8 protein-coding genes are annotated in these 11,518 nt (G+C 63.8%); 3 read left to right on the top strand and 5 right to left on the bottom strand.

Going from position 1 to position 11,518, the window contains the following annotated elements; genetic code table 11:
* Positions 1-25: 25 nt before the first annotated feature.
* Genes ACSYDV_RS07610 through ACSYDV_RS07600 form a run of 3 tightly spaced genes read left to right on the top strand, consistent with a single transcriptional unit; the run spans position 26 to position 3,256 of the window.
* The gene (locus ACSYDV_RS07610) at positions 26-787 is read left to right on the top strand and encodes a glycosyltransferase family 25 protein (RefSeq protein WP_438323189.1); all 762 of its coding nucleotides are present in this window, start codon (positions 26-28) and stop codon (positions 785-787) included.
* Entirely contained in the window at positions 777-2,258 is a 1,482-nt protein-coding gene (locus ACSYDV_RS07605; protein WP_438323188.1) for a lipopolysaccharide biosynthesis protein, read from the top strand. The genes ACSYDV_RS07610 and ACSYDV_RS07605 overlap by 11 nt, the downstream gene beginning before the upstream one ends.
* Positions 2,255-3,256: a polysaccharide pyruvyl transferase family protein gene (locus ACSYDV_RS07600; RefSeq protein ID WP_438323187.1), complete on the top strand. Its 1,002-nt coding sequence runs from the start codon at positions 2,255-2,257 to the stop codon at positions 3,254-3,256. The genes ACSYDV_RS07605 and ACSYDV_RS07600 overlap by 4 nt, the downstream gene beginning before the upstream one ends.
* 16 nt (positions 3,257-3,272) lie before the next feature.
* Here ACSYDV_RS07600 and ACSYDV_RS07595 read toward each other — a convergent pair whose 3' ends face one another.
* The 5 genes from ACSYDV_RS07595 to ACSYDV_RS07575 all read right to left on the bottom strand — a co-directional run bounded on the left by ACSYDV_RS07595 (position 3,273) and on the right by ACSYDV_RS07575 (position 11,473).
* Entirely contained in the window at positions 3,273-4,661 is a 1,389-nt protein-coding gene (locus ACSYDV_RS07595) for an exopolysaccharide biosynthesis polyprenyl glycosylphosphotransferase (RefSeq protein WP_438323186.1), read from the bottom strand.
* Between the two features lie 238 nt (positions 4,662-4,899).
* The gene (locus ACSYDV_RS07590) at positions 4,900-6,561 is read right to left on the bottom strand and encodes an arylsulfatase (RefSeq protein WP_438323185.1); all 1,662 of its coding nucleotides are present in this window, start codon (positions 6,559-6,561) and stop codon (positions 4,900-4,902) included.
* 127 nt (positions 6,562-6,688) lie between these two features.
* Positions 6,689-7,642, bottom strand: a complete 954-nt coding sequence (locus ACSYDV_RS07585) for a TauD/TfdA dioxygenase family protein (RefSeq protein WP_438323184.1) — start codon at positions 7,640-7,642, stop codon at positions 6,689-6,691.
* A 43-nt stretch (positions 7,643-7,685) separates the two neighbouring features.
* Positions 7,686-9,038 (bottom strand): MFS transporter, encoded by a 1,353-nt coding sequence (locus ACSYDV_RS07580; protein ID WP_438323183.1) that lies wholly within the window; start codon positions 9,036-9,038, stop codon positions 7,686-7,688.
* Complete coding sequence (locus tag ACSYDV_RS07575) at positions 9,038-11,473, bottom strand: TonB-dependent receptor (protein WP_438323182.1); 2,436 nt, start codon at positions 11,471-11,473, stop codon at positions 9,038-9,040. The genes ACSYDV_RS07580 and ACSYDV_RS07575 overlap by 1 nt, the downstream gene beginning before the upstream one ends.
* Between the last annotated feature and the right edge of the window lie 45 nt (positions 11,474-11,518).

Here is an 11,518-nt window from a genome sequence, read left to right as displayed (position 1 = left end):
GGTGCTCAGTAGGAGGCGCATATTCGTGGGTGATCCCCAGCCCGAATCGGGCGAAGCCGCCGATATTCTGGTGGTGTCGCTTGAAACCGCCGTGGCGCGCCGGGAGGCGTTTGCCGCGCGCGCCGAAGGGACGTCGCTTGCCTGGCGTTTCTTCGACGCCTGCACCGGCCCCGCGCCGGGAATGACGATCGACGAGCCCGCCATCCGCCGCAACAAGGGCCGGCCGATGAGCAAGGGCGAGATCGGCTGCTATGCCAGCCATTTTTCGATCTGGCAGGACATGATCGCGCGCAATCTGCGGCAGGCGATCGTGCTGGAAGACGATACGGTGGTCGACTGGGCCTATCTCGAACCGCTGGCGCGTACCGACCTGCATGCCGAGGGCATCGACTATCTGAGGCTTTATGCCAAGAAGCCGACCTGGCAGCGCGTGGTGCGGCGCGATTTCCTGCAGCACTCGCGCACGATCGTCGAACTGATCGGGCTGGCATATGGCACCCAGGGCTATGCGATCACGCTCGAGGGCGCGCGGCGGCTGGCCGCGCATTGTCAGATCGTTCGCCGCCCGATCGACGACGAAATGGACCGATCATGGGCGCACGACCTGCCGAACCTCGCGCTTTATCCTGCGCCGATCCTGGAGGCTGCGGTCGTCTCCGACATCGGCAATTCGCGCTTCGGACCCAAGACCGATCCACTCTATCACTCGGCGAAACAAAAGGTCTGGCGCCATGTCGAGCGTGCGCGCATGCGGATGCTGAAAGCGAGACGCCTGCTTGACCGCTGACCTTCCCGCACGCTTTGACGAGGGCTTGCGCGCGCGCAGTCGCAGTTCGATCGGATGGACGATCACCCGCTTTCTGTCGGACCAGATCTTCTCTTTCATCGTCTTTGTGATTCTCGCCCGCCTGCTCGCGCAGGCCGATATCGGCGCTTTTGCGGTGATGGCGGTGACGGCCGAAGCGTTCCGCATCATCGCCACCGCCGGGCTGGTCCAGACGATCGCGCGAAAGGACAAGCTGAGCCCGGCGTTCCTCGATACAATCTATCGCTCGCAACAGGGGTTTTCCTTTCTGTCTGCGGCCCTGATCATCGCTCTCGCGCAGCCAATCGCGGACTGGATGGACGCGCCGCACATCGCCCTGCCCCTTATGGCGATGAGCCTCGCGCTGCCGATTTCGTCCTTTGGCGCCACCCATCTGGCGCTGCGTCTGCGCGAGTTCGGGCACCGCACCACGGCGCTTCGCTCGGTCGTCGGCGGACTGATCGGCGGGACCTGCGCGGTCGCTGCGGCCTTCGCCGGGCTGGGGCTGTGGAGCCTCGTCATCCAGCGCCTTGTCACCGAGATCGTCGGCGTGGTCCTGTCGCGCGCATCCTATGACTGGAAGCCCGGCTGGCAGTTCGACCTTGCGATCCTGCGCGGCAATCTGCTGCTCAACGCCAGCCTGATCTATGTCCAGCTCGCCTTCCTCGCGACGGTGCGCGTGCAGGAAATGGCGATCGGCGCCGGGATCGGGCTCGCCGCCGTCGGCGTCTATCGCACCGCCTGGCGCACCGTCGAGCTGATCGGTCGCGGCGCGATCCAGCCCTTCACCCAAGTCGCGGTACAGACGCTGGCGCGCGTGAAGAATGATCCCGCCGAACTGCGCGAGGCCTATCGCTGGATGATCTCGGGCTCCGCCGCGCTGTCCTTTCCCGCGCTGGTCGGTTTCGGTGCGCTGGCGCCGGTCGCGATCCCCACCGTGTTCGGCGCAAAATGGGCTGAAGCCGGCGAGCTCGCGCAGATCTTCGCATTCATGGCCGTGCCCTTCACGCTCAACTTTTTCGCCTCGCCCTCGCTCAGCGTGTTGGGCGCGTCGCGCAGTCTGATATCACTGTCGACGACGCAATTGGTACTTGGCGTAGCCCTGACGCTCGCGGCGCTGCCTTATGGGCTTTTCGCTGTCGCCATCGCCTATGTCGGGCGCGCCTATCTGACCTTGCCGATGCAGATCTGGCTTCTCCGCCGCGCGTCGGGCATTCGTCCGGTCGATAGCTTGCGCGCGGTCGGCGCGCCGCTGATCGCCTCCACCCTGATGGGCGTGATGCTGGCGATTGCGATGCGGTTTCTCGACGCGCATCTGCCGGGCTGGCAGTCGCTGCTGCTGCTCACCGCGGTCGGCGCGCTATTCTATGCGATCGTCCTGCTCGCCATCTCCGGACCATGGCGCAGTCGCCTTCTGTCTATATTCAAACTCGTCAGAAAGGGTCGTATATGACCAAGAAGACCGCCGACCAGCTGGTCGGCGAACTCGCCAGAAATTTCGCGCGAATACTCGATTCCGTCTTGCCGTCGGGCGCGCTGGCGCTGGTCGATTTTCCCGATCACTCCAATGTCGGCGATTCGGCGATCTGGCTCGGCGAGATGGCTTATCTGCGCAAACGGAACCGCCTTCCGGCCTATTATTCTGCGATCGCCGATTTCGACGATGCTGCGTGTCAGGTCGCGATCGGCGATGGCCCTGTCCTGATCCATGGCGGCGGCAATATGGGCACGCTGTGGCCCCGGCATGAAGCGTTTCGCCTCCACCTCCTTCGCACGCATCGCGGCCGCCCGATCGTCCAGATGCCGCAGTCGATCCATTATGCAGACCCCGCCGCAGCGGCCGAAATGGCCGAGGCGATCCACGCGCACGGCCGGTTCACCCTGCTGGTCCGCGACGCCCGTTCGCTGGCCTTCGCGCAGGAGCATTTCGACTGCGCGATCCATCTTTGTCCCGATGCCGCGCTGATGCTCGGCCGCCAGCAGCGCGACCCGCCGACCACGCCGGTATTCGCGCTGCTCCGCACCGATCATGAGCGCGCGGCCGGCCAGACCGGCACGCTCCCCGCCGGTGTGGTTGCCGACGACTGGCTGGAAGAGGATCCCGCGCAGAAGCGCTATCTTCGCCTGTCGCTGGGGCTTGGCCGCCTCCTCACGCGCGATCCGATGGCGCAGCGCGCGACGCGGCAGCGGCGTCTGGCGGAATGGCGGCTTCAGCGCGGCCTCGCGATGCTGTCCGCCGGTGAGCTGGTCGTCACCGACCGGCTCCACGCGCATATTCTCTCACTGCTGCTCGATATCCCGCATGTTCTGCTCGACAACAGCTATGGCAAAGTCGCCGGCTTCGCCGACCAATGGACCGGTGATTATGCGGGTCTGATGCGCGCGACCAACCGCACCGATGCCTTTGAAATCGCGCTGGCCTGCCGCGCTCCGCAGATCGTCGACGGCTGAAAACGCGCCGACCGCCTCAATAAGCGTTGCGGTGCGTCAACACCTGCGCAGTGCGCACCAGGATCGAAATATCGCGGAGCAAGGACCAGCCCTGCTGATACTCAAGATCGGCCTCAAGCCGGTTGACGATATCGCGCTTGGTATTGGTCGCGCCGCGAAAACCGCGGATCTGGGCGAGGCCCGTGATGCCGGGTTTGAGCGCATGACGATGCCAATACTGCCGATCCACGCGCCAGAATAATTCATCCCCGGCGGTCGAACCCAGCGCATGCGGGCGCGGTCCCACCAGGCTCATCTCGCCGGACAAGACGTTGATCAGCTGGGGCAGTTCGTCGATGCTCGTCATCCGGATCAGCCGGCCGACGCGCGTGATCCGGTCGTCGTCGCGGCTGGCCGAGCGCGCGCCATTCGCGTCGGTCGTCTCGACGCGCATGCTGCGAAACTTCAGGATCCGGAAGATACGATTGCCGCGCCCCATCCGCTCCTGAAGAAAGAATACGGGCCCCGGCGAGTCGAGCTTGATCGCGATCGCCACCAGTACCAGCAACGGAAACAGCAGCAGCAGCGCCGGGACCGTCACCGCCAGATCGAGCGCACGTTTCTTGACCCGATTGGCACGATTGAGCGGGCCCCAGGAGACAACCAGCGTCGTCACCCCGCCCCATTGCCGCGTGGTGAGCGGGCCCAGCTGGGCGATCTCGGGCATCACAATCTCACCCAGAATATTCACGCCTTTCAGCGCCCGCGCCCATTCCACCTTTCGCTCCGGCGCACAGACGATCGTCACCCGGTCATAATCCTGCAGCACCGTACCGAGGCGATCGAGCATATAGGGGTCGTCGAGATTGGTGCAGAGCCCCGTCGCCCGTGCATCGATAATGTCACGGCCCAGATAGGATGCCGGCACATTCGCCCCATCGAGGATGACCAGTTCGGCGGTCATCTTGCCAAAGGCCCGGCGCACGATATGGCAGACCAGCAGCCTTTGTGCGACCAGCAGCATCAGCGCGGTCACCATGCCCATGCCGACCGCGAAGCGCGGCACCTTGCCGGTCACGCGGAGCGAGAAGGCGACAAGCAGGAAGACGAGCAAGGTGGTCGCGAACGAAATCAGCGTCTGGCGGCAGCTTTTGACCGGGTGGGTCAGACACCGCGGATTATAGGCCTGATTCTGAAAGGCAATCGCGGCGTGGACGAGGAGCGCGCCCAGCATAGCCGTCCAAAGTCCGTCCGAAACATGTCGCGGTTCTTCGATTATCAGCGTCACCGCAAAGCCGAACATCAACGCCACCGCGTCCAATGCCATCAGCCCCAGACAGAGCCATATCTTGGCATTACGCGGCGCGGCTTTTGCCGGCAGTCTTCGAACGGGCGCGCCGTGGAGCGCCAAGTCGATCCTGGTCATGGGATGGGGGACTCCCTGGGTTCAAGTAATCTTGTTGCAATGCAACATGTCTTGAGCGCGAGGGAATACAAGTCGGCAGCGCGAGTATGTGCCGGATACAGGACGATCCGTTCGGGGGCTTGTCTGCCGGCGATTTGGCGTTTGCCATGGTCCCGTCCGGACAAAGCCACGCAATCGCCGGGAGGCGCCGCGCCCCGTCACATATACGGGATCGCGGATCGCCAGTTACTGCCCCGAGTCACGGCCGATAGGGTATGGCGTCGGGCCGGATAACACCGGCGTCGCGCGCATATTGGTCCCAGGCGGCCGCGAGCACGGCCTTGCGTTCGGGATCGTCGAGCGACAGGTCGCGGGTTTCGCCGGGATCGCGAGCGATGTTGAACAACCTCCACTCGCCGTCGCCGGTGTCGGTGATTTTCCAATCGCCGCGGCGATAGGCGCGCGACCCGAACAGCTCCGCCCCGACACCATCTTCGGGACCATAGATGCGCGCAGCGGCGTCGCGCAGCCAGGCGGTCCACGATCGACCGGTGATCGGCCGGACCTTGCGCCCTTCAACATCGGTCGCGCCGGCATCAGCACCCGCAAGGTCGAGCAGGGTTGGCGCGATATCGGCAACCGACAGATATTGCGCATCCGCGCCTTGCCTGTGCGGGATGCCAGCACCGCTGATGAAAGCGACCGCCCGGGTGCCGCCTTCGCTTTGATAGCCTTTGGTCAGCCACGACGGCGCGGTCGCGGCCTGCGCCCAGCCCGCGCCGTAGGTGAGGTAGGAGGTCGCTGCGCCGCGATTGGCAAAGCTGTTGTCGGCGCCCTTCGCATAACGCCCGAGCATTTCAGCTCCCGTCGTTTCGATATCGAGCGCCTCGGCGCCATTGTCGGCGAGAAAGACGATGACGGTGTTGTCGAGCTCACCCGACGCGCGCAGCGCCTCGATCACGCGTCCGACATTCTGATCGAGCCGGTCGACCATCGCGGCATAGATTTCCATATTGCGCGCGGCGAGCCGCTGTTGCCCGGCGGTCAGCGAATCCCAGCTGCCGTCGCGGTTGCGCGGCGTATGCGGTGTGACATCCTTCGCCAATATGCCCAGCGCATGCTGACGCGCCAGCCGCCGTTCGCGCAGCACGTCGAACCCGGCGTCATATTGTCCCTTGTAGCGTGCAATATCCTCCGGCGGCGCCTGTAGCGGCCAGTGCGGCGCGGTGAAGGCGAGATAGGCGAAAAAGGGTTTCTCACCCTTCCCTGCCCCCGGTCGCTCGCCGAGGAAGTCGATCAGCCGGGTCGCGAAATAGTCACTGGAGTAGAAATCCGACGGCAGGTGCGTCACCGGCTTGCCGTCCTCGCGATAGGTCACGGTTCCGCCCTTTGCGGGATCGGCGTCGGTGCCGAAATGATTATGCCCGCCCTGAAGCAGGGCAAAGCTGCGATCGAAACCGCGCGCGTGCGGATCCTGCGCTTCGGTCAGGCCGAGGTGCCATTTTCCCGAGAGCAAGGTGCTGTAGCCATGGGCCGACAGTCTTTCGGCGATCGTCGCAACATCGCTGCGCAAATGGCCTTCATAGCCCGGCTGCCCCTTCTGGTTCGGCCGGATCATCTCCGCCATCGTACCAAGGCCTGCCAGATGATTGTCGGTGCCCGACAACAGCATCGATCGGGTCGGCGAACAGGTTGGCGCGGTGTGAAAACCGGAAAGCCGGATGCCTGCCAGCGCGAGCTTGTCGAGATGCGGAGTCCGTATCTCGCCCCCGAATGCCCCGATGTCTGAATAGCCGAGATCATCGGCAACAATCACCAGAAAATTGGGTCGCCGCTCCTTCGCCTGTGCGGGGACAAAAGACAGCCATGCCCCTACGATAGTGGACAGAAACAGAGTGGAGAGTCGGCGGCGATCGGTCATTCGAAACATCCCTGGAAAAACAGAAAGGGCCGGCGCGCCGCGGGCGAATGGAACCCGGGCGCGCCGTAGAGGGGACCGGCGCAGTCAGAGGAAGGGAGAGGATAACCGCAGGCGCCGGCCCGGTTCGTCAGGCAGGTTCGTATTGAACCGCCTTGTCCTTGCGCACCGTGCGGCTCTTGCGTCCGTCGATCGCGACCGGAATTTCGCCCGCGATCGTCGCGCGGCGCAGCGTCCGGCGTTGCAGCCCGAAATCGGCGGTCGCGCGGTGCTGGGTCGATTGATTGTCCCAGATGGCGACATCGCCTTCGCGCCAGCGCCAGCGCACGACATTTTCGGGCTTGGTGATATGATCCTGCAGCGTCTGGAACAGCCGCGCGCTGTCGGTGGCGTTCAGTCCGACGAACTGCTTGACGAAATGACCGAGCAGCAGGCTGCGCTGGCCGCTGACCGGATGGACGCGGACGACCGGATGCTCGGTTTCATAGACGGTCGAAGCGAAGACATTGCGATGCTGGGCGATGCGGTCGCGCGCCGTATCGTTATCGGGCGCGCTTTGCAGGATCGACGCATAATCATAGAGGTTGGTGTGCGTCGCCCACAAATTGTTGACCAGCTGGCGCAGAACCTCCGGCAAGCCTTCATAAGCGGTTTCGCCATTCGCCCATTGGGTGTCGCCGCCCGCTTCGGGGATGGTGAGCGCGCGCAGGATCGACGCCTTGGGATAGGCATCGACGAAGGTGACATCGGTGTGCCAGCTCGACGCCGCATAGCCTTCGCGGCTGTCGAGTTCGAGCAGGTAGCGCGACCCTTCGGCGACGGGCACCGTCGGATGCGCAATCGGATCGCCAAGCAGCGCGGAGAAATCCTCATGCTCTTCGTCCGTCAGATGTTGCTGGTCGCGGAAGAACAGCACCTTGTGGCGGACGAGCGAGGCCTGGATCGCCTGTACTGTCGCTGCGGGCAGATCACCCGACAGCTGCACATTGTTGACGATCGCGCCAATCGTGCCCGTCACGGGAGTGACGTCGAGATCGATGCTCTTGTCGCGGGCGTTGGCATAGCTGTTGTGAAGGTCAGTCATGGTCAGTCTCCTTTGGGGTTGGGATGCGTTGGAGGGGGCGGGATCATTCGGCGAAGGCGTAATCGGGCGGTCCCGGATCGAGCTGTCGGCGAATTTCGGCGTGCGCTGCCTCGTCGAGCGGGAAGCGCGCGATGAGGGCGGCGGACAAGGCGTGGGCGATGGCGGGGCCAAGGGCGAAGACGAGGAGCAGGCCGGTCAATGCTTCGGGGCTGTTTGCCACCTTGGGATCGAAACCCAGCCAGCTGACGAGCGGCAATGCGATGCCGACCGCGACCGCGGTCGCGGTCTTCCCGGCTAGGCTGAACACCGAATAATAAAGCCCGGTGCGGTCCTCCCCGCTGTCGAGCCGGTGCTTGTCGGCAACATCCGCCACGATGGCGCGCAGCATCAGGTTGCCCGATCCCTGCGCAAGCCCCTGCGCCAGCGTCAACGCGAGCAGCAGTCCGAAGGTGTCGGGGGTGACGAGGAGCAGCGACAGGTTGATCCCGACCTGCACCAGCTCGCCCGCCACCGCGGTGCGATGCTTGCCATAGCGGCGCCCGATCTTGAGCCAGATCGGTCCGGCGAAGACGCCAAATACGAACTGGAACAGGAACAGTCCGCCTGCCCACTCCGGCCGCCCCATGTAGAAGCTGACGAAGAAGACGATCAGCGCGGCGCGGATATTCTGCGCGAGCGTCACCGCAAAATCGGACGCGAGGACGCGCAGCAGCAGAGGTTCGCCAGTGATCGCGCGGATCGTTTCCTTGAGGCTGGGCTTGCCGACCGGCAGCGGGGGTAACGGCGGCTCCTTGAGTGCGGTCAGCGTCAGGAACAACGCGGGGACGATCGACAGCAGGACGAGCGCACCCATCAGTGTCAGCTGAAGTCGGCCGTCGCCGGGACGCAGCTGATCGGCGATCGTCGGCAGGATCAGCGTCAGCAACAGCGCACCCGACGTCACGACGGTCTGATAGGTCGCGATGCGCGTGCGCTGATGATATTCGCCTGACACCTCACCCGACCACGCCTGGAACGGGATCTGCACCGCCGTCCAGCCGAGATAGAAGAAGAAGAGGACGATCCCGAGTGATAGCGGCGTCACGCCAAAGGGCGGGAAGAAGAGGAAGATCGACGAAAGGCCGAAGACCACGCCGCCGGCCGCGATCCACGGCTTGCGGCGGCCATAGCGGCTGCGCGTGCGGTCGCTGAGCGACCCCATCACCGGATCGGCGATGGCGTCCCACAGCCGACCGAGCAGGAAGATCACGCCGATCACGGTCAGCGACAGACCATAATCACGCGCATAAATCGCGGGAAGATAGACACCGAGCGGGAGGCCGGCGGCGGCGAGCGGCACCGCGATCGCGGAGAAGCGCGCGAGCTCGGCGGCGGTGGGGGGCGACGCGCCGCTCATCACAGCTTCGTCCTGAGCGTCGCACCGATCGTGCGCGGTTCGCCGATTAGCGCGGTGACGATGCCGGTGTTTTGCGCCGACAAGGTCTGGAAATAATCCTTGTCAAACAGGTTGCGCGCCCAGATCGACAGGTCGAGCAACCCGTCGTCGGTGCGGATACCGATGCGGGCGTTGGCGATGCCAAAGCCGGGGACATCGGCGTAGCGGCTGTTGCTCGACGAGGTGTTGAAGGTCGAGCGATGCGAGTAATCGGCATGTCCGTAAAGCGAGAGGTCGCGTCCGCCGAGCGCGCCCAGCGGCGCCGACGCATCGCCGCCGAATGTGTAGGTGAATTTGGGAACCCCGGGCAATTGCGCGCCGGTCAGATCCTGTTTTCCGTCGAGGTTCAGACGCTCGGGCGCCTGCGGCGCATTGCGATAATCGCTATAAGTCGTGTCGGCATAGGCAGCGGAGGCATAGAAGCTCAGTCGCTGCGTCGGCGCGACCGACAAATCGCCCTCGATCCCGCGAGACCGCACGCCGGGAATATTGGCAATATATTGGCGGAAATTGACGGTATTTGCGACCTGTTCGGTGATCGCGGTCTGATAATCGCTGATCTCCGTCCAATAGCCCGCGACGTTGAGCGTCACCGCGCGATCGAGCCACTGGGTCTTGATCCCGAGTTCATAACTGTCGACCTTTTCGGGCGCGACATCGGGGTCGATCCCCGCCGGCAGGCTGGTCAGGTTGAGCCCGCCCGACTTGTTGCCGCGTGAGTAAGAGGCATAGGCGAGCGCATCGTCGGCGAACTGCCACGACAATGTCGCGAGCCCCGACAGGCTGTTGTCGCTGAAGCTGGTCGAAACATTCGCATTGGTGGGGTTGAATTGCTGACGAATGAGCGCGGCAGGTCCGGCGATATTCGCCGGCAAGGTCGCGAGATCGATGCCCGCGACATGATATTGATTGAACGAACCGCTCTTCTTTTCATACGTGTAACGCAGGCCAGCGGTCAGCGTCAGCCGGTCGGTGAATTTCCAGTCGAGCTGGCCGAACAAGGCGTAGCTTTTGGTGCGCGGGTCCGAGGTCGAATTCGCCTCGAAACCATTAAGCGCGGCTTCCCACGCGGCGAGCGGGATCGGCGATGTCGCGGGCCGGTTCCAGAGGGCCGCGGCGGGACCATAGGCGCTGGCCCCCTTCCCCCGGATTACCTGCCAGAAATAATAAGCGCCGACGACATAGTTGATCGGACCGCTATTGTCGGAAGCCAGCCGGATTTCCTGGCTGAACTGGCGCTGGCGGTTTGACTGCTGTGCCTTTGTAATGACAGGAAGAGACGTCGAGTCACCATCGTTTGCGGGGTTCCAGTCCCACCAGCGATAGGCGGTGATCGAGGTCAGCTTCGCCGCGCCCAAATCCCAGTCGAGCTGGCCCGAGACGCCATATCCGTCCATGTTCGACTGATAATGGCTGTCGGCCTGGCCCTGCCGCGCGAAGGGATCGATGGTCGGGAACACATAGCCGGGAAAGCGCGCCGCGCGCTCCGCGAAACTGTTCGGGATGGCGACGCCATTCTCGTAAGTGCCAAAATAATCGGCGAAAATATTGAGGACGTGGTTCTGTTTCTGGCGCGCAAAGTCGCCGATGATCCGCAGCTCGACATCGGACGAGGGCGTCAGCAGCAACTGTCCGCGCACGCTCCAGTTTGAATAATCCTGCGCGCGCTCATTCTGGGTTGTGTTGTAGAGGAAGCCGCGCCGTTCGGTCGACGAGCCGCTGATCCGCACGGCGAGCAGATCGTCGATGATCCCGCCCGAAACCGATCCGCGCAGCTGGTAATAGCCATAATCGCCAACGCTCGCCTCGCCCGAAAATTCGGGATCGAAGCTCGGCTTCTTCGAACTGATATTGATCGCGCCGGACGTCGTATTCTTGCCGAACAGCGTCCCCTGCGGACCGCGCAGCACTTCGATCTGTGCCAGGTCGACAAGATCGAACTGCGACTGGCCAACCCGGCCGTAATAGACATTGTCGATATAGAAGCCGACGCCATTCTCGAGCCCGTCGTTGGTCAGCGCGACATTGCTGCCCAGCCCGCGGATGTTGATATTGGTGTTGCGCGGATTGAAGCTGAACACCTGCAGGCTTGGCACGATCTGCTGGACCTGCGTCAGCGTATAATTGCCCGTCTGCTCGAGCGCGGCGGCACCGATGACCGACAGCGCGATCGGCACGTCCTGCGCGCTTTCGTCGCGGCGGCGCGCCGACACGATGATTTCATTGCCATAATCGGCGTCGTCGAGACGGGTGGGAACTTCGGCTTCGGTGCCGACGTCCACTGTTTCAGCTGTCGTGTCGGCGGTCGTTTCCGCTGCAAGGGCCGGCGCGGCGGGTATCAGAAGGGCGGCGCCGGCCAAAAGCTTAAGACGATGTTCGGGAGAGAAAGCGGTCATTATATGATGTCCCCGGGCGGCGTTTGCGCCCCCTTTTTGATGTGA

The organism is Sphingopyxis selenitireducens (assembly GCF_051550705.1).
Classification (GTDB): domain Bacteria; phylum Pseudomonadota; class Alphaproteobacteria; order Sphingomonadales; family Sphingomonadaceae; genus Sphingopyxis.
Note: the sequence above shows the minus strand (reverse complement) of the source record. Positions and strands in the feature narration are given on the sequence as shown.

Bases quoted from the DNA above. Each gene is read 5' to 3' on its own strand.
- ACSYDV_RS07580 (WP_438323183.1), bottom strand. From the start codon at position 9,038: ATGAGCGGCGCGTCGCCCCCCACCGCCGCCGAGCTCGCGCGCTTCTCC.
- ACSYDV_RS07590 (WP_438323185.1), bottom strand. From the start codon at position 6,561: ATGACCGATCGCCGCCGACTCTCCACTCTGTTTCTGTCCACTATCGTA.
- ACSYDV_RS07575 (WP_438323182.1), bottom strand. From the start codon at position 11,473: ATGACCGCTTTCTCTCCCGAACATCGTCTTAAGCTTTTGGCCGGCGCC.
- ACSYDV_RS07600 (WP_438323187.1), top strand. From the start codon at position 2,255: ATGACCAAGAAGACCGCCGACCAGCTGGTCGGCGAACTCGCCAGAAAT.
- ACSYDV_RS07585 (WP_438323184.1), bottom strand. From the start codon at position 7,642: ATGACTGACCTTCACAACAGCTATGCCAACGCCCGCGACAAGAGCATC.
- ACSYDV_RS07595 (WP_438323186.1), bottom strand. From the start codon at position 4,661: ATGACCAGGATCGACTTGGCGCTCCACGGCGCGCCCGTTCGAAGACTG.